Origin of the sequence: Sphingorhabdus lutea (genome assembly GCF_001889025.1) — a bacterium.
GTDB lineage: Bacteria > Pseudomonadota > Alphaproteobacteria > Sphingomonadales > Sphingomonadaceae > Sphingorhabdus_B > Sphingorhabdus_B lutea.
In genome coordinates, this window is the sequence record NZ_CP018154.1 from 421,920 (window position 1) to 444,869 (window position 22,950).

General features: G+C 47.3%; 21 protein-coding genes. 5 read left to right on the forward strand and 16 right to left on the reverse strand.

Annotation, left to right across the window (positions count from 1 at the left end):
* Nucleotides 1-9: 9 nt before the first annotated feature.
* Nucleotides 10-2,397, reverse strand: coding sequence for a S8 family peptidase (locus LPB140_RS02100; RefSeq protein WP_072558468.1), 2,388 nt, complete (start codon nucleotides 2,395-2,397; stop codon nucleotides 10-12).
* A 191-nt stretch (nucleotides 2,398-2,588) separates the two neighbouring features.
* Here LPB140_RS02100 and dapD point away from each other — a divergent pair, with 191 nt between their 5' ends.
* Entirely contained in the window at nucleotides 2,589-3,428 is an 840-nt protein-coding gene (gene dapD, locus LPB140_RS02105; RefSeq protein ID WP_072560142.1) for a 2,3,4,5-tetrahydropyridine-2,6-dicarboxylate N-succinyltransferase, read from the forward strand.
* Between the two features lie 235 nt (nucleotides 3,429-3,663).
* Nucleotides 3,664-4,647, forward strand: a complete 984-nt coding sequence (locus tag LPB140_RS02110) for a TerC family protein (RefSeq protein WP_072558469.1) — start codon at nucleotides 3,664-3,666, stop codon at nucleotides 4,645-4,647.
* Between the two features lie 125 nt (nucleotides 4,648-4,772).
* On the opposite strand, the gene grxD is transcribed toward LPB140_RS02110, so the two are convergent.
* From grxD to LPB140_RS02160, 9 genes are all read right to left on the reverse strand, one after another.
* On the reverse strand, nucleotides 4,773-5,108 hold the full coding sequence (grxD, locus tag LPB140_RS02115) for a Grx4 family monothiol glutaredoxin (protein WP_072558470.1): 336 nt from the start codon (nucleotides 5,106-5,108) through the stop codon (nucleotides 4,773-4,775).
* 17 nt (nucleotides 5,109-5,125) lie between these two features.
* Entirely contained in the window at nucleotides 5,126-5,356 is a 231-nt protein-coding gene (locus LPB140_RS02120; protein WP_072558471.1) for a BolA family protein, read from the reverse strand.
* Nucleotides 5,357-5,361: 5 nt separating this feature from the next.
* Nucleotides 5,362-5,685, reverse strand: a complete 324-nt coding sequence (locus tag LPB140_RS02125) for a DUF1476 domain-containing protein (RefSeq protein ID WP_072558472.1) — start codon at nucleotides 5,683-5,685, stop codon at nucleotides 5,362-5,364.
* A gap of 99 nt (nucleotides 5,686-5,784) precedes the next feature.
* Nucleotides 5,785-6,780 carry an NADPH:quinone oxidoreductase family protein gene (locus LPB140_RS02130; RefSeq protein ID WP_072560144.1) on the reverse strand — a complete coding sequence of 332 codons (996 nt, stop codon included), beginning with the start codon at nucleotides 6,778-6,780 and terminating at the stop codon, nucleotides 5,785-5,787.
* Between the two features lie 243 nt (nucleotides 6,781-7,023).
* Nucleotides 7,024-8,652 (reverse strand): ATP-binding protein, encoded by a 1,629-nt coding sequence (locus LPB140_RS02140; protein ID WP_072560146.1) that lies wholly within the window; start codon nucleotides 8,650-8,652, stop codon nucleotides 7,024-7,026.
* A gap of 178 nt (nucleotides 8,653-8,830) precedes the next feature.
* Nucleotides 8,831-9,541 (reverse strand): TIGR02186 family protein, encoded by a 711-nt coding sequence (locus tag LPB140_RS02145; protein ID WP_232223434.1) that lies wholly within the window; start codon nucleotides 9,539-9,541, stop codon nucleotides 8,831-8,833.
* A gap of 53 nt (nucleotides 9,542-9,594) precedes the next feature.
* Complete coding sequence (locus tag LPB140_RS02150; RefSeq protein ID WP_072558475.1) at nucleotides 9,595-10,509, reverse strand: sulfite exporter TauE/SafE family protein; 915 nt, start codon at nucleotides 10,507-10,509, stop codon at nucleotides 9,595-9,597.
* Between the two features lie 165 nt (nucleotides 10,510-10,674).
* Complete coding sequence (locus tag LPB140_RS02155; protein WP_072558476.1) at nucleotides 10,675-11,823, reverse strand: hypothetical protein; 1,149 nt, start codon at nucleotides 11,821-11,823, stop codon at nucleotides 10,675-10,677.
* Complete coding sequence (locus LPB140_RS02160; protein WP_072558477.1) at nucleotides 11,820-13,292, reverse strand: glycosyl transferase family protein; 1,473 nt, start codon at nucleotides 13,290-13,292, stop codon at nucleotides 11,820-11,822. Before LPB140_RS02160 ends, LPB140_RS02155 begins: the two co-directional genes overlap by 4 nt.
* Nucleotides 13,293-13,482: 190 nt before the next feature.
* On the opposite strand from LPB140_RS02160, the gene nhaA reads away from it, so the two are divergent.
* The 3 genes from nhaA (at nucleotide 13,483) to LPB140_RS02175 (ending at nucleotide 17,443) form a co-directional block, all read left to right on the forward strand.
* Nucleotides 13,483-14,778 (forward strand): Na+/H+ antiporter NhaA, encoded by a 1,296-nt coding sequence (gene nhaA, locus LPB140_RS02165; protein WP_072558478.1) that lies wholly within the window; start codon nucleotides 13,483-13,485, stop codon nucleotides 14,776-14,778.
* Nucleotides 14,779-14,782: 4 nt separating this feature from the next.
* Nucleotides 14,783-16,156 (forward strand): hypothetical protein, encoded by a 1,374-nt coding sequence (locus LPB140_RS02170; RefSeq protein ID WP_156874102.1) that lies wholly within the window; start codon nucleotides 14,783-14,785, stop codon nucleotides 16,154-16,156.
* 75 nt (nucleotides 16,157-16,231) lie between these two features.
* Nucleotides 16,232-17,443, forward strand: a complete 1,212-nt coding sequence (locus LPB140_RS02175) for a CaiB/BaiF CoA transferase family protein (RefSeq protein WP_072558479.1) — start codon at nucleotides 16,232-16,234, stop codon at nucleotides 17,441-17,443.
* Between the two features lie 10 nt (nucleotides 17,444-17,453).
* On the opposite strand, the gene LPB140_RS02180 is transcribed toward LPB140_RS02175, so the two are convergent.
* The 6 genes from LPB140_RS02180 to LPB140_RS02205 form a co-directional block, all read right to left on the reverse strand.
* A complete protein-coding gene (locus tag LPB140_RS02180; protein ID WP_072558480.1) occupies nucleotides 17,454-18,086 on the reverse strand; it encodes a TetR family transcriptional regulator in 633 nt (210 codons plus the stop codon).
* Between the two features lie 75 nt (nucleotides 18,087-18,161).
* Nucleotides 18,162-19,031, reverse strand: coding sequence for a crotonase/enoyl-CoA hydratase family protein (locus LPB140_RS02185; protein WP_072558481.1), 870 nt, complete (start codon nucleotides 19,029-19,031; stop codon nucleotides 18,162-18,164).
* 4 nt (nucleotides 19,032-19,035) lie between these two features.
* Entirely contained in the window at nucleotides 19,036-19,818 is a 783-nt protein-coding gene (locus LPB140_RS02190) for an SDR family NAD(P)-dependent oxidoreductase (protein WP_072558482.1), read from the reverse strand.
* Between the two features lie 21 nt (nucleotides 19,819-19,839).
* Nucleotides 19,840-21,009 (reverse strand): acetyl-CoA C-acetyltransferase, encoded by a 1,170-nt coding sequence (locus tag LPB140_RS02195; RefSeq protein ID WP_072560151.1) that lies wholly within the window; start codon nucleotides 21,007-21,009, stop codon nucleotides 19,840-19,842.
* An 81-nt stretch (nucleotides 21,010-21,090) separates the two neighbouring features.
* Nucleotides 21,091-21,405 carry a hypothetical protein gene (locus tag LPB140_RS02200; protein WP_232223435.1) on the reverse strand — a complete coding sequence of 105 codons (315 nt, stop codon included), beginning with the start codon at nucleotides 21,403-21,405 and terminating at the stop codon, nucleotides 21,091-21,093.
* A 122-nt stretch (nucleotides 21,406-21,527) separates the two neighbouring features.
* Nucleotides 21,528-22,940: an aldehyde dehydrogenase family protein gene (locus tag LPB140_RS02205; RefSeq protein ID WP_072560155.1), complete on the reverse strand. Its 1,413-nt coding sequence runs from the start codon at nucleotides 22,938-22,940 to the stop codon at nucleotides 21,528-21,530.
* Nucleotides 22,941-22,950 lie beyond the last annotated feature (10 nt).

Below are 22,950 nucleotides of genomic sequence, written 5' to 3' on the forward strand. Positions count from 1 at the left end.
TGGTTTAGCTTAAAAATCCATGTTCATGCGGACCGCCACGCCCAAATCATCGGGAGCATTTTTGAAATGGCCAGGTTGTTGGCGCCAATAAATATTGCTGCCAATATAAACTGGACCGAACAGGCTTTGCCAGCTAAGTTCAGAAATTAACTCACGCCCCTGTGGGGCAAGGTTGATGTCGCGCAGGCCAAATACCGCCGAGCGCGTGCTATAATCATAAGAAAGCGGCAGATTTAACGATAAAGTGCCGCTTGAAATACGCAATGGTTGTGCAAAGCGAAGCGAAAGCAAATCACCCCCAGTGATAAATCCTGATTTATTCACATCCAATGAAAATGCATTGCTTTTCAACATGCTGCTACCCAATGTGGTGGTGCCTGCATTGGGCCGTGTCCAGCCAAAACGGGAGGATGCGGAAACCGACCAGCCACCGGCAAATTGTCGGCCAAGCTGTGCATCGGCAAACATGCTTTGCGCGCCGCCATTGACCAAGGATTCAGACAATCGCGCACCCAATAGGCTTTTTTCCTCATTCAAAATGCTGGCCCTTGCGTGCCAATCAAATCCGGCCACGCTGCCTGCAATATCCAATCCGGCAATATTATATCCATCGGAAAATGGGGCGATTTCGCTTATCCGGCGCAATATTTCGGCATTGCGTGTTGGTGCGACATAGCCATTTTCGGCAAATCCGGTAAAGCTGATCCCGCGCCAATCATGGCTGATGGATGTGGCGGTCAGCGGTTGTTTGAAAAAGCCGCTGTCGCGCAAAATGCTGGGCGCGACAAGAAAGCTGCCCAAGGCCTCATTGGATTTTAGATCCAGTGCCAATGTTGATGCCTCCTGCCTTATGGCAAGGGTGAAGCGGCTATCCTTTGCGATTTTCGCGCTTATCCGACCGGCCAAGATACGCGATATTTTTGCATCATCCTGACTTAATTTTAATGGGTTCAGCGCGGCCGCGCCAATTTCATCACGGGCAATGGCAAAACCAATATTTATAGGGCCAGCAGAGGCAGTAATATTTTTTGAAGAAATATTCAGCGCATGGGTTAATTTTAACTGGTTGATATCGGCGCGCAGCCCATGGGCAATATTGACATTATATGCGCGGCCATAGGCATCTAGCACTACCGATTCTGCGGATTGATCGCGGCTTGATGCATCGCCCATTGGGCCGGATGTGCTGCCCGCCCCTTGATCAAGGGGCAGTGCGATTTTGGTGTCGGCAATGCTGGTGGTGCCGGTGGGCGCAAATGCGCGGCCAATATTTAATATGCCCCGGCCATAAATATTGTCGGTGCCCGCTGCCCCCACATCATCGGCATTGTTCAGCAATAATTGGACAATTTGCGCGCCCGTAAGATTGGGGAAATATTGCGCCAATAAAGCAACTGCACCGGAAATTTGGGGCGCAGAAAATGATGTGCCATTATATACAAATACAAAGCTTTGCCCATTTTCGGTGGTGCGTTTTATCGCATCATTTTCATAAACACAGCAAATCCGATCGCCCAAGGCGGAAAGTGTGACATTTTGTGAAGTTCCCGCACGATTGCTGAAATCTGAAATGGTGCGTTCATCATTGACCGATGTGGAGATAATGACCAACCCATTGCCCTGTGCTACCAATGCTTGAGCAAAGGGGCTGGGGTTATTTATATCATAATCAGGCTCATCTTCATCATATTCATTACCCGCGGATACCACAATGACAATGCCCGCCTGCGTGGCGCGTTGCACCGCATTTCGGAGGGCGGAATTTGCCGTTCCTGCGCCGCCCAGTGAAATGTTGATAACCCGTGCGCCTGCGGTAATGGCGCGGTTTATCCCCTCGGCAATTGATGTGTCGCTGAATGAGCATGTCGCCTCATCTTCGCCGGGTTCGGGCGTGGTGCAGCTGCCCGGTGTGTCGGCACGCAGCGCCAAAATTGTTGCATTAAACGCAATACCCATTGTGTCGCGGTCATCGCGCGCCGCGGCCAGAACCCGTGCAACGCGCGTGCCATGGTCGCTATCAAAGCTAATCCCGCGGCCACCATTGGTAACATCGCCCGAAAGGGGGGAGATACGGCCCGTAAATTCATGGCTATCAGGATCAATGCCCGAATCAATAATTGCCGCAATCACCCCTTGGCCACTTGCGCCCAATTGATAGGCGGGCAGAGCATTATGATAGGATGGCCCATCGGAACGATTATATTCGCTGGTAACGAAATTGGTGGGCGGTGGCGGCGGAGGGGGCGGGGGTGTAGGTGAGGCAGGAGGCGTAACGGGAGCCGCAGGGGGGGAGGTAACTACGCCGCCGCCGCCGCCTCCACCACTGCCGCCACATGCTGATGTGGCAAGGGCAAAAATGATGGAAGTTCCGATTGCGATTTTCCGACCGTTTGACATTCTCTCTCCAAAATATTGTTTCACGCGGTTATTTTATTATTCTGATGTTAGATATTAAGTTGGATTTGGCAAATAATAAAATCTTGTAATTGCTTTTTACTATGGGCATTGGATGTATAAGTTTTAATAACGGCAAAATAATATTTGTTTAATTGCCTATGCGTAAAAAATTTCGGCTTAAAGGAAGTAAAATGAATCAGAATCTAATCACATCAATTGAGGCCGCATGGGAAGATCGCGCCAATATATCAACCACCACCATCGGCGAAGTGCGTGATAATGTGATGGCGGCGCTTTGTATGTTGGATGATGGCAGCGCAAGGGTTGCCGAAAAAATTGATGGCGAATGGGTGGTGCATCAATGGTTGAAAAAGGCGGTTCTACTGTCTTTCCGATTAAATGATAATGTCATTATAGATGGCGGCGCGGCGGGCGCACCGGGATTTGACAAAGTGCCTTCGAAATTTGCAGGATGGGATGAAGGTAAATTTCGCGATGCAGGTTTCCGTGTTGTTCCTGGCGCTGTCGCGCGGCATGGTTCGCACATCGCCAAAAATGTCGTTTTAATGCCCAGCTTTGTAAATATTGGTGCGCGGGTTGATGAAGGCACAATGGTCGATACATGGGCCACGGTGGGCAGCTGTGCCCAAATTGGTAAAAATGTGCATATCAGCGGCGGTGCAGGCATTGGCGGCGTGTTAGAACCATTGCAAGCCGGCCCTGTAATTATTGAGGATGGCGCATTTATTGGCGCGCGTAGCGAAGTGGCAGAGGGCGTGATAGTGGGCGAAGGTGCGGTTCTTTCCATGGGCGTATATTTGGGCGCATCGACCAAAATTGTGGACCGCGCAACTGGCGAGGTGCATATTGGTAAAGTGCCGCCCTATGCGGTTGTTGTGCCGGGCGCGTTACCTGGAAAGCCATTGCCCGATGGCAGTGCAGGGCCGTCTTTATATTGCGCGGTGATTGTGAAAACTGTGGATGCACAAACGCGCAGCAAAACGGGCATTAACGAATTGCTTCGCGATTAAACCTTTTGAAACATAAACATATAAATTGGGGAAAGGGCGGCCTGTTATGGCTTGCTTTTTCCCCATTTTTTTGTCATATGCTTCTTCGCGGACCGGGCCCCTCTGGCGATGGCGGAATTTCCCCCTCGTGATGTCGGCCGCATCGGATGTTATCCGGTGCAGTCAGGTCTATTTCTCATGGCATGTCTGAATCTGTGCATCCGATTGATACATAATGTTCAAGAGGATTAAATACATGGATTTTTTATTGATGGATTGGCTGGGTACACCAATCTGGTTTTGGCTCAGCTTTTTGGGGTTGGTCATTGTGCTTACCGCATTTGACCTTGGTATATTGCATAAAGAGGATAAGGAAATGGGCATAGCGGAAAGCCTGAAGCTTTCTGCATTTTATATCAGCATCGCCTTATTATTTGGCATATGGGTTTGGTATGCAAAGGGTGCGGATTTGGGATTGAAATATTATACCGGATTTTTCATTGAAAAGGCGCTGTCCATTGACAATATTTTTGTCATATCATTGATTTTCAGCTATTTCTCTATCCCACGTAAATATCAATATCGCGCGCTTTTATGGGGCATTATCGCGGTGATTATATTGCGTGGTATCATGATTGCTGCCGGGGCTGCATTGGTTCAGGAATTTTACTGGCTATTATATATATTCGCCCTGTTTTTGGTGTTTACCGGTGTGAAAATGTTGTTCGCAAAGGAATCGGAGGTCGATATTTCGGCCAATCCCGTTGTGCGCTTTATCTCATCAAAAATGCGGGTGACCAAGCAATTACATGGTGAGAAATTTTTGGTAAAAATAACCGATGAGAAAACAGGAAAATTGGTCCGCGCGGCGACGCCATTATTCCTTGCCTTGGTGTTAATAAATATTGCTGATTTGGTGTTCGCGGTGGACAGTGTGCCTGCAATTTTTGCGATAACCACCGACACTTTCATTGTTTATTCATCGAACATCATGGCGATATTGGGCCTTCGCGCGTTATATTTTGCCTTATCGGCGATGATCCATCGTTTCCATTATCTTAAATATGCGCTGGCTTTGGTTTTAATATTTATCGGGTCAAAGATTTTCGTGGCTGATTTCCTATTGGATGGGGGTAAATTCCCACCATTGGCAAGCCTTGCGGTGACATTTGGTCTTATTGCTGGGGGGATATTTTGGTCGCTTTGGAAAACGCGGCATGTTCCGGCAATTGCTGAATAAAAAGGCGCGAATAGGAATGTAAAAATAGCGGCGCAGTTGGCTTAATTGCGCTGCGCCCATAAAAAAAGGCTGGCCCTGCAAATATGCATGGCCGGCCTTTTTCAATTTAAAATAATATTAAAAAATTATGCTTCGGCTTTTTTCAATGATTTTTCATCGGCCATGCTTTGCAATTCGCCTGCTTCAAACATTTCCATCATAATGTCGCTGCCGCCCAAAAATTCGCCTTTTATATAAAGCTGGGGAATGGTGGGCCAATCGGAAAATTCCTTTATCCCTTGGCGAATTTCCATGTCTTGCAACACATCCACCGTTTCATAGGCAAGGCCAAGATGATCCAATATGGCGATGGCGCGGCTGGAAAAACCGCATTGTGGGAACAATGCTGTGCCCTTCATAAATAAAACGACATCATTGGCATTTACCAATTTTTCAATACGTTCATGTGCCGGATTTGTCATAAATAATTCCTTTAATTTTATGCAGCAGCAGTGGTGAGTTGTAATGCGTGCAATTCACCGCCCATGCGGCCACCCAATGCGGCATATACTGCCTGATGTTGTTTAATACGGTTCATACCGGCAAAAGATGCGCTGACCACATGGGCGGCATAATGATCGCCATCACCGGCAAGGTCGGTAATTGTGACGTCCGCATCGGGAATTGCTGCGATAATCATATTTTTAATATCATCTGATGCCATGGGCATATGATTTACGCCTCATCCATCAATTGACGGCGGGCCTCTACCATTAAATCATCCATGGCGGCGCGCACGGTGTCGGCATCGCATTCAATCCCCGCAGAGGTCAGGTCGCCCAAAACCTTGCGCAGCACATCTTCATCGCCCGCCTCTTCAAAATCGGCCTGAACCACAGATTTGCCATAGGCGTCTTTTTCTTCGGCGGTAAGGCCCATTTTATCCGCCGCCCAATGGCCCAATAATTTGTTGCGCCGCGCCGTGATGCGGAATTGCACTTCCTCATCACGGGCAAATTTATTCTCAAATGCGCGTTCGCGATCTTCAAATGCAGTCATATTCTCACCTTGCTATTTAAATTTCCATACCCCTTCACCTAATGCGCAATGCACCACGAAACAAGGGGGAAGGCGTTAAATAGACAAGATTATATATGATTAAATTTCAACCACCAATTTTCCAACAGCCTTGCGGTCGCCCAGTGCAGCAATGGCGGTGGCGGCATTTTCTAAATTATAACGCTGTGAAATGCGCGGTGCGATTTTGCCTGCCTTATGCAAATCAAACAGGCTGTTAATATTGTCCATATTGGTTTTGGGATCACGCGCGGCAAATGCACCCCAAAATACGCCGCAAATATCACAACTTTTCAACAGGGTAAGGTTAAGGGGCAATTTGGCGATACCTGCGGGGAAACCAACCACCAATAAACGACCCTCCCACGCAATTGCACGAACGGCAGGTTCGCTATAATCACCGCCAACCGTGTCATAAACAATGTTAAATCCATCGCCGCCTGCTGCAGCCTTAAATTTATTGGCTAAATCCTTTGATGCGTCTTTATCGAATGGTTGATAGGGGTAAATTACCACATCATCCGCGCCTGCCTCTCGCGCAATGGCGGCTTTTTCCTCGCTGGAAACACCGGCAACAACATATCCGCCATATGCCTTGGCCAGTTCAATTGCGGATATTCCAATGCCGCCCGCCCCGCCAAGGACAAGGACCTTATCGCCCGTCTTCATATGGCCGCGATCTTTTAATGCATGAACCGATGTGCCATATGTCATTAACAATGCCGATCCCGTGGCAAAATCCATATCTTCGGGCATTTTGAAACAGTTAAAGGCCATGGCCGCGACCTTTTCGGCAAGGCCATTATGACCGGTAAGCGCAATAATCTTATCCCCCACGGCAAATCCGGTCACGCCGTCGCCCACTGCCTCTACCACACCGGCAACTTCACCGCCCGGCGCAAAGGGACGGGGCGGCTTAAATTGATAACGGTCTTCTATAATCAATGTATCGGGAAAATTGATGGAACATGCCTTTACCGCAATGACAATATGCCCCGCCATTGCCACCGGTTCGGGCAATTCGCCTATGCTTAATGTTTCTGGTCCGCCGACGATTGACGATAATAATGCTTTCATGGCTTGGCTCCTCCAAAAATTTAACTGCGGAATTAAATTCCAAAGCCAATCGATGCCATAGCGCGGCGATGATGCCAAGCCATATGTTTATTTATATGCGGATAATGCCGAATATTGCGGGTTTAACGCCGCAAAAATTAACTAATATAAAAGGGGCAGTTATAACGCCGCCCCCAAAATTTCAGATAAATGTTCAGGGGCGATTTAACGGCCCAAATTCTCAGACAAATGTTCAGGGACGGTTTAACGACCCTGACTACGCCAGCGTTTAACAATTCGCTCAATGCTATCGCCTTCGCCGCCAGTTTGATTCCACAATTCTGAGAAGACCGGATCTTCCGATGCGGGACGTTTCTCCTCGGCCAAATTGTCCAGCGCAACTCGGATGGGAATGGACACGCCCTCACCACAAACAATGCATTCACGGTTACGTAGCGCAGGGATAGCATCCAAAAATCCGCGCGCGCCCTCTGGCATGGCGGCGCGAACAAATGCTTGGTCGCGGTCATTGTTCAAACGCATGGAGATTATGGTGCCGCACTGCGACAATACGCCTTCGGCCAAATCGGATGGCCTTTGTGTAATCAGTCCCAATGAAACGCCATATTTACGTCCTTCTTTGGCGATTCGTTCAAGGATAGAGCGCACAACGCTTTCTCCTGCTTTGCGGTCGGATGGAATATATCTATGTGCCTCTTCGCACACCAATAAAATTGGGCGTTGCGGTTCGTTGCGCGACCAAATGGCATAGTCAAATACCATGCGCGATAAAACCGCGACAACGGTGGAGGTGATGTCAGATGGCATGGAGGACACATCGATAATGGAAATCGGTTTACCCTCGGCGGGGAGACGGAAAATCTTTGACAGAAATTCGCTCATCGTATCGCCAACCAACATGCCAGAGAACATGAAATTATAGCGCGGATCGGCCTTAATCTCATCAATTTTACCCTTAATCCGCATAAATGGCGCAGAGGAAGTGGCTTTATCCAATTTACCCATTTCGGTCTGCAAAATATTGGTCAGGTCAGATAATAAATATGGGATGGGCGAATCGACCGTCAATTTACTAATGCCCTCCGCCGCGCGGTTTTTGGCGCGGGCGGCCAGTAAACAACGGGCCAAAATATCGCAATCAGTTTGCCGGTCATCGCCCGATGATTTAATGAACACCTCGCAATGTTCATTAAAATTCATCAACCAATATGGCATGGCAAGGTTGTTTACATCATATAATGCGCCATTATTTTTGAACGCCGCGCTATATTCGCCATGCGGGTCAATCATTACAATATGCCCTTCGGGGGCAAGATCGCAAATTTTATGTAATATCAATGCTGCGGAGGTTGATTTACCCGTACCGGTTGAACCCAAAAGCGCGAAATGCTTACCCAACATGGCATCAACATATAATGAACCGCGAATATCCTTTGTGGGGAACACCGTGCCAATTTGCACGGTGGCGCGGCCATCGGCGGTATAAACCTGCTTCATATCTTGGCTGGACACGGCATAAACCTCTGCGCCCGGGACGGGATATCTGGTAACACCACGGCGGAAATTATATACTTTTCCGGTTAATTTTTCTTCATCACCCTCACCTAAAAAATCAACCGCCGCCATGATGACGCCATTTTCCCGTTCATGTAATTTTTGGCTTCTGATACTGGCCAACAGCCATGTGCTGCCAATTTTAATCTTAATCTGGCTGCCCACTTGGCCCGCCATGGCAATGCTGACGTCATGATGGGTGGATAATTTATTGATTAAGGATGCATCCAATGTCACCTGTGACCCCGAACCGGAAATTTCCATCACAAAACCAATATGATGCAATATTTTGGGGGCTGTGCCCTCTCCCACAGGCATGGATATTCTGCCTGTATCGGCATCAGATGCGCCATGTTGAAAATCCGAATGTTGGTAATTATCCATTTTATTGCCTTTAATAATATAGTCGAAGGCAAATTAGGAAGATTTGGTAAATATATGGTTAGGAAAAGCGAAGGGGCGTGATTATTATGTCTAAATCCCAAAGCCAAAAATGTTATTTTTGAAATATGCGTCCGGCAATCCATCCCAGAAAAAGCGAAATAAATACTGCAAGCAAGCCATAAAACAGCGAATATTGTTCGGCCAATTTTGTAATCAGCGCCTCAAAACCCACTTTTTTAATTTCCACGCGCACCTTGTCATTGGCGGCGATAACCTCCCCGTTGCTTAATAATAATGTCTCGGCAATATATGTGCCAACGGGAACATTGGAGGGTAGATATAATCGGGCGCGATATAGCACATTGTCGGTGATTTGAACCTCTGACTGACGCTCGGCATAAATGGATTTACGCTGTAACAAATCGGCAAGGCCATCGACAAAGCGTTGATTGGCATTTTGGTCAATAATACCGCCGGGGGATAGTTGCAGGCGGTTTATCCCCAATTCGTAAATTAACGCGGTTTTACGATCGACTATTTTTTCAAGCGGCGCAGAAGATGCAATGGAATAATAGCTTGGCACAGAAAGATATTCCTGTGACGCTGCGTTAATCCATATACCGCCCACTTTTTGTTTTTCGCGTATGATAATGGATTGGTCAGGCCCGCGTAATATGACAACAACATCAATTTTATCATGCCGTTCAATATCTTTATTGATGATAGCGCCAAATAATAACAGCTCGGTCCCGCTGAAGCTGGACCTTATCTCCACCTTGCTTTGAGAAATATCGGGCACTAATTTCGGCTCTGCATGCAGCATATTTGCCGTGATTAAGCAACAAAACGCCGTCAGGATGAAAGAAATGCGCAGCATCATAATAAATGCACCGAATAAATTTCATCAGGTTGATAGCCAAGCCCCAATGCCATTCGAATTGCCACCAACAACACAATAACCGCCAATGCAAATCGTAAATAGGTGGGGCGGAATTTATATGCCAATCGCGCACCAATTTGCGCGCCGGTCACACTGCCCACCAACAATAACACCACCAATACAATATCCACCGCCTTGGTCGTCAAACTATGTGTCATGGTGGCCGCAATGGTGACAAATAATATTTGGAATAACGACGTCCCCACCACTACCTGTGCGCCCATGCCCAAAATATATAACATGGCCGGCACCATGATGAAACCGCCGCCAACGCCCAATAACATTGTTAATATACCGGTTATAAAACCCAAAAATAATGGGGCGATTGGCGAAATATATAAATTTGAACGGTAAAAACGCCATCTAAAGGGCAGGCTGGCCACAAGGGGGTGATGACGCCGTTTCGCCGCGCTTACTCTAGTTCCTAATCTTTCCGCCTTTATCGCAAGCCAGCTTTCCTTTGCCATCATCCCGCCAATCCATCCCAGCATGATGACATAAATAATGTTAATCACCGTATCAATTTGGCCCAAACTTTCCAACCAGCTGAATAAAAATGCGCCTGCCAAAGTGCCCACTAATCCGCCGACAACCATCACCAAGCCCATATGCACATCCACACCGCCGCGCCGCATATGCGCCGCAATGCCCGACACGCTGGTTCCTGTTACTTGGGTGGAGGCAGAGGCGGCGGCAACCGTTGGCGGAATGCCATAGAAAATCAACAAGGGGGTGGTCAAAAATCCGCCGCCCACGCCAAATAATCCGGATAAAATACCGACCAATCCACCCAATAATATAATCAACAGGGCGTTGACCGATAAATTGGCAATGGGCAGATAAATTTCCATATTTTATGATATACCTCTTTTTTTATCGAATAGCTGCTTTCGCGCCAAGGTCCAACCGCTTTATTTCCATAAAGCGTCAATTGGCATAGGATTTTTTCTCCCAACATATTTTGCCCGTTAAACTGGGCCAATTCCATCATAATAAATGCGGGTTAAATATTGGGATTAAAATCCTGCGCTGATGGTGATGGCCGGACCTGATTTATTGGCGGCATTTCCGGCAATGCGCATGCGCCAATCCGCCGACAGCTGAATATTGCTATTATTGGGTTTTAGGTGAAAATTTATTGTCGGGCCAATGTCAATTCGGGCTATTTTATCCTGTGGTGCGCGTTCATATTGCCCCGCCGCCCATATGCCGCCGCCCAAATTTACACCTAATTTATTCTTGGTAAAAACCTGCCTTGTAATTTTAAAATTTGCGTCGCCAAATGCACCTTGCCGGGTGCCAAAATAATATCCCGCCTGTGCATATCCCGATGCACGAATATTTTGGGTCAATTTAATATTATCCTTGCCCCCTGCGGCGAACAAAATCGGGCCATGTGCGCCATTATTTCGGGCGCGATATTCGGCATTTATTGACAGGGGCAAAGCGGGGGAGGGTATATAGCTGATGCCTAGGGAGGCATCCTTGTCATTGGCGATATTATCTTGAAATGGGCCAATGGCACTGCTGATGCGGGAATATATGGATAATGACTGGCCAGATGGCCCAGAAATAATCCGATATTTCACCAAAATCGCGGCCTGTGACCCACCATAAGAGGGGGATAATATGCCAAGCGAGCTGTTTCTTTCAAATTGATCAGGCCGAATATAGGCATAGGCATAAAGTGAGAATTTTTTGTCATTATGGGATGATGATAATTGTTTTGTAACAATAGTTGTTGCATTTTTTCCATTTAATGGCTTGGTCGTTTGATTGGCGGAAAATAAGGGTTCATTCTGGGCAGCTGCATTTGGAAATTTGGGGTATAAATGTGGATATAAAATTGCCTGCGCCCTTTGTTCGCCAGCCGCTTTTTCTGCCATATTCATGGCGAAGGGTATAGGGCGGAAGGTGCGGGGCGCTGAAATATATTGTGTGTTTTTATGCTGATTATAAATAAAATGGGTCAGGGTAAAATCAGCATTTTTCTCAACTGCATTTTTCTCAACAGTTTTTTTGCCCAATTTCATCAATGCAGGGGCATGATGAATTTCGGGTGCAGGGCTTTGTGATGCAATGATAATGGCCCGGCAAAATATCCATCCGCCGATTATCATTGCCAATGCCGAAATGGGCTTTCCCTTTTTTACATATTGTTTCATATATTTTGCTCTTTTTCATGGGCAATATTAAGAGCGTTATCATGGCCAAAATGTGCTGGGTTAACATGCATCTGCGCGGTGGCAGGAAAGTGTAAATGGCTGGTTTTTTCCCAAATAAGCCGCTGCCCCTTTAACCATTTGACATATGCCCAAATGGCCCGCCGTACGGCTAATATGGCGATAAGATTGGAAATAAAAATGCGCGGAACGGAATATAAGGATTGTTTCAAGCCATATAGGCGATAGGTAAAGCTGGCCCGCATGATGACGCGCCACAGCATAAAAATAGCATTTAATGTTAATAAAATAATCGCCGAATGGGGCAATGGTTTTTGCTGTGTCAGCCCAAATGCCTGTGCGGTCCAGATTATGCCCGATAATATTATCAATATATAACATGCGAATAGGATGATGGCGACAAAAGGCCCTTTGCGGTCTTGCATTCGCATCCAATTATCCATGGGCGATGCGCCCCACCCCAGCCTGTCCCATCCGTTTAGGGCAATGCCCAATAACCAGCGGCTTTTTTGTTTTACCGCATTTTCCATTTTGTCGGGGAAACATGATTTGGTGCCGACCCTTTCTCCATGGGCGTCCAACATATCGGCGATGGCGCCGCTTGCGCCCATTTGGGATAATTTTATGCCAAGCTCATAATCCTCGGTCAGGCTGTCTTCATCAAATGGCAGATTATGATGTTGCAGAGCAAGCCGTGCAATCCACTCGCGGTTAATGGCGCAGCCCACACCCGCCATGGGCATGCCCGTGGATAACCATTCACGCACCATCATTTGTTTGGCATGTGACTCAGCAAATTCATCACAATAATGCCCGCTGATAAAGGGGGACTTCGCAACGGGTTGCGGAATGACCGGCAATTGAACAAAGGCATGTCGGCGCAATAAATGTGCATAAATGGCCAATGAATCGGCATGGACCATATCTTCGGCATCGTGCAGGATAATCGCCTGCGCCTTAAACCCAGAATTTAACTCATCTGTTTGAAGCGCTTTCCAAATCATATTTAGACAATTAGCCTTGGTCGTCGGGCCATTTTTGTCGCAAATCACCAATGTAATTTTGGGGTTTATACGCGCCGCCAATTTAATCTGCTTTATCCCATCAGGATCATTGGGATAGGCACCAACATATATTTTATAGGCAAAGGGTGTGTGGGATAAGGTGCTGGTTAAATTATTCAGCATTTGGGCAATGATGCTTCCTTCATTCCATGTTGGGATAAAGAAAGCAAAGAGGCTTTTCGGAGCAATTGATTGCGGCAGAGGAAGCTGATTTGACCGCATGGGCGGTGCGGAATGATAATATAATTTTTTGCGTTGCCGCCGTTTATAAAACCAATAAATATCGACCGCGACATCATCTAGGGCCAGAATTAAAATCCAAAAGCCGCAAAAAAGCATTAATTCATATAATATGATCGTCAAAGCACCGAATATATTTTCGGCCATATCAAATTGCCCCCAATAACTATTTGACACAAAAGGATTACTGTCCCTTTCATTGCCTGATTAGTGTTAAAAATATTATTCCGCAATTGCAAAAAGGGCATGATTTATTTTTATATTGATATTGGGTTTTGCGCGACTTCGCGCTATCAAGGGGCAATTGTAAAATAAAAGATGAAATAGGTTATATAAAATGGGCGCACAAAATAATAATGAACGCAAAAATGTCTCGGCACTTCGTGATTTTTTACAAAGTGAGGCAGCAGGCGGCATATTATTGATGTTGGCCGCGGCATTGGCAATGATTGTCGCAAATAGCAGTTGGTCGCATTATTATCATGATATATTGCATGACCCCATTGGCCCGACATTGACCGATAAATTAGGGCCAATGACCATCCATTTATGGATAAATGATGGGTTAATGGCCATCTTCTTTTTCCTTGTTGGGTTGGAAATTAAACGCGAATTTATCGACGGGCGGCTATCATCATGGGAAAAAAGACGCCTGCCCATTGTGGCGGCGGCGGCCGGCATGGTTTTTCCTGCAATTATATATTTGGTGATTGCGGGGGGTGATCCTGTGTTGCAAAATGGTTGGGCAATTCCCGCTGCAACCGATATTGCCTTTGCCATTGGCGTGCTTGCCCTATTGGGAAGCCGCGCGCCGACATCGTTGAAATTATTCCTCGTCACCGTGGCAATTGTGGATGATATGGGCGCAGTGGCGATTATCGCTTTGGTTTATACGCCATCGTTAAAAACCATTTGGTTGCTTGGCTCTGGCATTGTTTTGGGCGCGATGTATTTGCTGAATAAATCGGGCAATCGGAATATACCAATTTATCTGATTTTATCGGTCATTTTATGGTATGCGGTGCTGCAATCTGGTGTTCATGCGACCATTGCGGGCGTGTTGGCGGCGTTGATGATACCCATTATCGTCACCCCCGGCGCACCAGATAGTCCCGACAGCCCGCTGCATAAATTGGAACATGCCATTCATCCGTGGAGCGCATATTTCATCATTCCGATATTTGGTTTTGCCAATGCTGGGGTTGAAATTGGCGGGTTGACCATGGAACAAATTTTTGCGCCTGTTCCCTTGGGCATTGCGGCGGGGCTTTTCCTTGGCAAACAAATCGGCATTTTTGGTGCGGTATGGGTATCGGTGAAAACTGGATTTGCGGGCAAATTGCGCGGGGCGACATGGTTGCAAATATATGGAGTGGCCATGCTTTGCGGCATTGGTTTTACCATGAGTTTATTTATCGGCGAGCTTGCCTTTACTGGAAAAGATGAAGCTGCCGCCCTGCTTCGTGAGGAGGCCAAAATCGGCATTTTAATGGGTTCGGTCATTTCGGCATTGGCAGGCTTTTTATTATTACGTTTTGCCCCGCAACATGCGCGTCAAGAAGAAATAGAGCAAGAAGCGCAGCAGGAAATTTCCGGCGATGGCGATGTTGCATCCTTAAGTGAACGGGGTTGATAAGATGAAAAAGACATCGCTTTTTTTCGCCATTTTATCAGCCAGTTCTTTGGCATCATGTGCCACAATGGGGGGTAAGGGCAGCGAATTTAGGCAAAGCGATCGTGTAATTTATATGGAAGAGGAAGACAGCGATAAGGTAGATGCGGCTTTATCCGCCTTGGCCGCCGACTATGTGAAATTAAGCCTTGAAATTGGCACGCATGAAAATGGCTATATTGATGCATATTATGGACCAGCGGAGTGGAAAAAAGAGGCAGAGGCCAATCCACGCGGCAAACGCGCCTTAATTGCTGCGGTGCGGTCTTTGCGTGCGCAATTGGATATTATTCCAGCGGCCAAAAATGATAATTTGCTGAACCAACGGGCAAAATGGCTTGATGCGCAATTATTGGCCGCCGAAACCCGATTGATGATGATGGAAGGGGTGAAATTTTCCTTTGCCGAGGAGGCAGAGCGTTTATTCGGTGTTCGGCCACAGGTTAAGCCATTGGCCAGTTATGACGCGGCGCTGGAAAATGTGCAAAAACTACTTCCTGGAAAGGGTGATTTATCCATAAGGGCGGATAATATTTTGGAACAATTTATTGTTGCGCCAGATAAGTTAAAACCCGTTTTTGATGAGGCAATAACCGAATGCCGCAACCGCACCATGATGAATATGGCAATACCAGCGGATGAAAAATTCGACATGGAATATGTGACAGAAAAACCGTGGAGCGGATATAATTGGTATCAGGGAAAATATCACAGCTTAATCCAAATAAATACCGACCTGCCCATTCGGATAAGCCGCGCGGTCGATCTTGGTTGTCATGAGGGATATCCCGGGCATCATGTGTTTAATGCATTATTGGAAGACCGATTGGCAAAGGCGCGCGGATGGCCTGAATATATGGTTTATCCATTATATAGCCCGCAAAGCTTAATCGCCGAGGGTTCGGCCAATTATGGCATTGAGCTGGCCTTTCCTGGGCAAGAAAAGCGCGATTATGAAGTGAATATCTTATTCCCCATGGCGGGTCTTGCATCGAAAAATGCGGATATATTTTATCAATTGCAATCGGCCATGGGGGCGCTTTCTGGTGCGCGTTTAACGATTGCACAGCAATATTTGGATGGCGAAATTGACCGTGAACAGGCCATTATTTTAAGCCAGAAATATCTTTTATTATCACGAAAGCGCGCCGAACAATCCATTGGGTTTACCGATATATATCGCAGCTATGTGTTAAATTATGGTTTGGGATTGGATATGGTGCGCCGCCATATAGAGGCAAATAATGCCGATGGCAGCGCGGCGAGCGCGGATATAAAATGGCAGCGCATGGAGGCAATATTGACCCAGCCGACCCTGCCACAGGATTTAACAAATTGAACCATTTTTGAACAATATATTGCCAGCGCTTAACTATATGATTAACATCCTCGTTAATTAAAGAGGGGATGGAAAATGGCAAAATGGCCAAAGCTGAAATGGGATAAAGAGCCAACCGGCCCGTTAAAGGGTGTGAAAATTGTTGATATGGCAACGGTTGTCCTTGGCCCATTTGCCACCATGCATTTTGCTGATTTGGGCGCAGAGGTGATTAAAATTGAAAATAGCCAGGGCAATACGCCGGGCGATTTAATGCGCCATGCCGGACAATCCCCCACGGGAGATTTAGGCCCGATTTTTACCGCCTTAAACCGCAATAAAAAGGCGATTAACCTGAACGCCAAAATATCCGAAGATCGCGATATTATATATGCATTGTTGGAAGATGCCGATGTGTTTTTTCACAATGTGCGGCTTGCCGGAATGGCGCGGCTTGGCCTTGATTATGAAAGCGTGAAGGCGATTAACCCCAATATCATTTATGTCCATTGCGCGGGTTATGGGATGGAGGGGCAATATGCATCGCGGCAGGCATATGATGATTTAATCCAATGCGCATCAGGCTTTGCCTCTTTATTTGAAATGCGTGACGGTGGGCGGCCAGTTTATATGCCATCCTTAATCGCCGATAAAACCGTGGGCTTATTTGCCTCCAATGCCACAATGGCGGCATTATTTCACCGTGAACGCACGGGCGAGGGGCAATTTGTGCAAGTGCCCATGTTTGAAACATTTACCTTTTTCAACATGGTTGAAAATTTATGGGGCGAAACATTTGTGCCGGGCAATGGTAAATATGCCTATACTCGCTCCATCAACCCCAATCGCCGTCCCTATCCGACAAAGGACGGATTTATTGGCATTGTTCCCTATAATGATAAACAATGGGCCAGATTTTTTGAGCTTGGCGGCATGCCGGGCATTTTCGATGATCCGCGTTTTTCCACCTATGGCGAACGCACGAAACATATTTCGGAACTTTATGCCTTGATTGAGCAAATTTCTGCAACGAAAAGCAGCGAGGAATGGCTTAATTTATTAGATAAAAATGACATTCCGGCGATGCGTTATAACCGGATGGAGGATATGTTATCCGACCCGCATTTATCTGAAATTGGTTTTTTTGAGCAGCGTAGCGGCGCAGATATTGGTACATATCGAAGCATGAAACATCCGGTGCATTATTCCAAAACACCGGCCAATATATATGCCAATCCTCCGCAATTGGACCGCGATGGCGATGAAATTAAAACCGCATTGGGATTGGGAGAAAATGTCAAAAAATAGGCATGAATAATTATGCTAAAATACCGCGCATGATAAGTTCAATCGTATGTTCACGATATTTATCGCGCATTTCCTCGCTAATATCGGGTTGGTCAAAACAATGTTGCAATACCTGACGCGCGGTAAAGAAACGGTCGGACGCACCCGTTACGGTAAAATAGAAAAGCTGTGGGTCAATCGGGCGTAATGTGCCATCTTTCACCCCATCATTGACCAATGTTGCATATGCCGCCGAAATTGGTTTCAAATATTGGTCGGCAATTTTTTGGGCATCGGCGGGGGCGTTGTCGCGCACCATGCGCATCAACAAACGGTTAAGATAGGGATATTGATAATAGGTGTCGATAACCGCCCCAATATGCAGGCGCAATTTTTCCTCCGCCGTCATGGATTTTGCAATCAGGCTGTCTAAACTGCGCACAATTTTGGTCATGTCGCGTTCCAATAAGGCAAGCATCAGGCCATTTTTATTGCCAAAATAATATTTAACCAAGGCGCTGTTTAACCCAGCACGCAGCGACAGCTCACTTAGCGATAGGTCAATAGTATCGCCTTCGCGCATAATTTGGCTTGCCGCGTCAATTAACTGTTCGCGTGCGGTTGCATTTTCGTCTGCATTGTTCATCAAATTATCTTTGGACATTTCATAACACTCCCCTAACTTTCCCTAACGTAATTTTTATCAAGGTCAATCAAAGACAGCATTTAATATACATGTTTATTCATAATTTGGTTCTTTCCACCATGGGAAGAAATCGGGTAAATCTTCGCTTACCTTATCTGGATAATTGGCCTCGCGTTTTTCCAGAAAACTGGCTATGCCTTCTTTGGCATCATTGCTGCGTGAACGGCGGTAAATGGCGCGGCTGTCCATTTTATGCGCCTCCATTGGGTGTTCCTGTGATGAAAGCCGCCATAGCATGGCCCGTGTCATCGCCACAGAAACGGGCGCGCAATTATCCGCAATCTCCAATGCAATTTCTCGCGCCTCGTCCAATAAATTATCGGCGGGATATATATCTTGAACCAACCTGCCTTTATATGCCTCATCCGCATTAAACACGCGCCCTGTCATGCACCAAGTTAATGCCTGCTGCATGCCGACCAGACGGGGCAAGAACCAAGAGGATGCCGCCTCAGGCACAATACCGCGCCGTGCAAAGACAAATCCAAATTTGGCATTATCGCTGGCCAATCGAATATCCATTGCCAAAGTCATTGTCGCGCCAATGCCCACCGCCGCGCCGTTTATTGCGGCGATTAACGGCTTTTTGCTTTGAAATAATCGCAGAGTCAATTTGCCGCCGCTATCGCGCACGCGCTCATCGGACAGGCTGGCGACCTCACTACCGCTGGCGAATATTTGCCCATCATCCTGCGGGGTTAAATCCGCGCCTGCGCAAAATGCGCGGCCATTACCGGTAAAGATAATGGCGCGCACATTGTCATCATGGTCCAATATGTCCATTGCATCACAAATTTCGTGCATCATGATGACGGTAAATGCGTTCATTTTTTCAGGACGGTTCAACGTGATAAACGCAATTGGTCCTTCATGATGGACAATAATTTGTGAAAAATTTTGCATAATATTATCTCGGCGCCATACGAATTGCCCCATCAAGGCGCACATCCTCGCCATTAAAATATCCCGTTTCAATCATACATAGGGCCAATTTTGCATATTCATTTGGCACGCCCAAACGCGGTGGATGTGGCACCATTGCGGCCAATGCATCGCGCACCGGCTGCGGTGCACCGGCCAATAAGGGGGTGTCAAATATACCCGGCAATATGGTGTTTATGCGTATGCCCTCCCGCATTAAATCACGCGCTATGGGCAGGGTCATGCCAACAACGCCGCCCTTTGATGCACTATATGCTGCTTGGCCAATTTGGCCGTCTTCCGCTGCGACGGAGGCGGTATTGACCATTGCCCCGCGATCACCGCAGGATAGGGGTTCAAGCGTCATCATGCCCGCCGCCGATTTTGCAATACAACGAAATGTGCCCACAAGGTTGATTTGGATGATTTTATCAAATGCGTCCAATGGGAAATGTTTGATGCTGCCATCTTCTTTTGACCGGCTGGCGGTTTTAATCGCATTGCCCGTTCCTGCACAATTGACCAAAATGCGTTCTTGCCCATGGGCGGCCCGGGCCTTGGCAAATCCTGCATCCACGCTTTCGTCGCTGGTCACATTAACTTCGCAGAAAATACCGCCAATTTTCGCGGCCATTTCCTCGCCCTTTTCCTTTTGCAGGTCAAAAATGGCTACTTTAACCCCCTTTTCGGCCAATGCCATGGCGGTTGCCGCGCCAAGGCCGGATGCACCGCCGGTGACGATAGCTGAAATATCTGCGCTTAATTCCATGGGATATATCCTTTAAATATATTATAATTTTTCGATAATGGTGACATTGGCCTGACCGCCGCCCTCGCACATGGTTTGCAAGGCATAACGACCGCCGCGCTGTTCCAATGCGTTTAACATGGTGGCCATTAACTTTGTGCCCGATGCGCCCAATGGATGGCCCAACGACATTGCCCCGCCATGCACATTTAATTTTGCCCTATCACCGCCAATATGTTTCAACCATGCGAGGGGGACGGGGGCAAATGCCTCATTCACTTCATATAAGTCAATGTCATTAATCGACAATCCGGCCCGTTTCAATGCGCGCTCGGTGGCAAATAATGGTTCTTCCAACATGATAACCGGATCGCCCGCCGTCACGGTTAAATTGTGAATGCGCGCACGCGGGGTAAGGCCATGATCCTTTAATGCGCGTTCCGACATAATTAAGACCGCCGATGCGCCATCGCAAATTTGGCTGCTATTCGCGGCGGTTATTGTGCCGCCCTCGCTCAATAATTTAACCGCTTGAATTGTTTGCATCGTGGCGTCAAATCTTATCCCCTCGTCAATTTCATGGCTGATTATGCCTTCGGGGCTGTCCACATTAATCGGTACGATTTCATTTTTAAACGCGCCATTTTGGGTTGCGGCAATCGCCTTTTGATGTGATTCCAAAGCTAGCAAATCCAAATCATCGCGGGTAAAGCCATATTTTTTGACCAGCATTTCTGCGCCCATAAATTGGCTGAACATAATGCCCGGATATGCCTCTTCCAAACGCGGGCTTTTATAATTACCCAATCCTTCTTTCATATATAGCTGCGCGGTTGACCCCATGGGCACACGGGTCATGCTTTCAATACCGCTGGCCAACACAATATCCTGTGTGCCAGACATTACACCCTGCGCCGCAAATTGGATTGCCTGCTGCGATGAACCACATTGCCGGTCAATCGACACGGCGGGAATTGAATTGGGCAAATTGGAAGCCAATACCGCATTACGGCCCACATCCATTGTTTGCTCGCCGCCCTGCATCACACATCCGGTGATAACATCCTCAATTTGGGCGGGGTCAAAATCATTACGATTGGCAATCGCATCAAACACTGCCGCGCCCAAATCAACGGGGTGCACCCCTGCCAATTTACCACCCCTGCGCCCGCCCGCTGTGCGAACCGCATCAACAATAAATGCCTCGGCCATTAACATCCTCCTCCAAAAATTTAATCATATGATTAAATAAGTGCTGAACTTTGTCAATGGCTGAAATAAATAATGCGGTAACTATAAGCGCGTTCGACCAACCAACATAGCTTTGACATTTCTTTTTTCAGAAAAAGTCAGATAGAGTAGATACATTGATAAGAAGGACGCTCCACCGAAAAAAGCAATAACTGCTAGCAGCAAGCCAGACACCGAAAAATTGTTGCGCCATGCCGTCCATAAAGCCGAAAGCATGAGCATTAACATGAAATCAAAATTGAATTGGCCGGGCCATTCCATCGCAGCCATGTCGCCAAAAAAATCGGGGAAAAGGTTCACACCATTCTGACTAATACCGATTGTAACGATAGTATAATATAGCAGCGCAGCGAACATTGAGACTAACAGAATTCGGAACCAAATCATTTTTATCTCCATTAAGCCAATTAAGAAAATGGGCCCGCAATTATTCGCGCGAGCCCATAAGAAACGACATTATTCCATTGCGGTGGCGCGGTTTATTTTGCGACGGTAATCACCTGTGGATAGGTAAATTCGGACAGACCTTCCTTGCCATATTCAACGCCAAAGCCGGATTGTTTATGCCCGCCAAATGGCGCAAATGGGGAAAGGTGCAAAAATTCATTGACCCATACAGTGCCCGTTTCCAATTGTTCGGCCACGGCCACGCCCTGTTCAGCGTCACTGGTCCATACTGATCCGGCAAGACCATATATACTGTTATTGGCGCGTGAAATCGCCTCTTGCGTCGTGGAAAATTTCATCAATGGCATAACGGGGCCAAATTGTTCTTCGGCCACGATACGGGCATCTTCTGGCGGATTGTCCAAAATGGTAATGGGCATGAAATAACCTGGAATATTGGGGTCATGGTCACCGCCGACAAGGAATTTATACCCATTATCCTTTGCATCTTGGACCAATTCTATCACACGGTCATATTGTGCTTTATTTTGAATCGGGCCAACGGCTGTGCCCTGCTCTGCGCCATCGCCAACCTTTACCGATTTGGCAAATTCGGCAATGGCGGCGGATAGTTCATCATAAATATCTTCGTGAATATAAATACGCTTGGCGGCGACACAAATTTGACCTGCATTGGTGAAACTGGCCCAGAATAATTTTTCCGCCACCGATTTCACATCCGCATCGGGCAGGACAATGGATGCGTCATTGCCGCCCAATTCCAGAGTAATGCGTTTTAAATCCTTTGATGCGGTCTCCATAATCCGTTTTCCGGTGGCGGTTGAACCGGTAAAGGTTATTTTGTCAATGTCGGGATGCGCGGTAATCATCGGCCCCAAATCATCACCGCCGGTAATCACATTGACCACGCCGGCGGGAACAATGTCGGCAATTAACTCCATTATCCGTAAAGTGGCTAAAGGGGTGTAGGGCGATGGTTTCAACACGATGGTGCAACCCGACAACATGGCCGGCACAATTTTTTGCAATGCCATCATCACGGGGAAATTCCACGGCACAATGCCGCCGACCACGCCCACGGGGACGCGGCGGGTGCGGCTTAACCTTTTGTCGCTATCTTCGTTAATTTCATCATCAAGGGATAGGGTGGATTGCGCGGCGGCAATGGCCGCTGCGCCTGAAATTTCGCCTGCGGCCTGTGCATGGGGTTTGCCCTGCTCACTGGTTAATAGGCGAAATAGCTCATCATGATTTTCCTTTATCGCGGCGGATATTTTCAAAATGGCGGCGCGGCGTTCATCAATGGGGGTGGCGCGCCATTTGGGAAAGGCGGCGCGTGCGGCGGCAACGGCTGCGTCCAATTCGGCCTGACCACAATCGGGCACTTGACCAATAATTTGTTCATTGGCAGGGTTGATAACATCCAACCATTTGCCATTATCAACCATTTTTCCGTTGATTAGATTTTTATATTGCGTTGCCATTTTGTGCCTA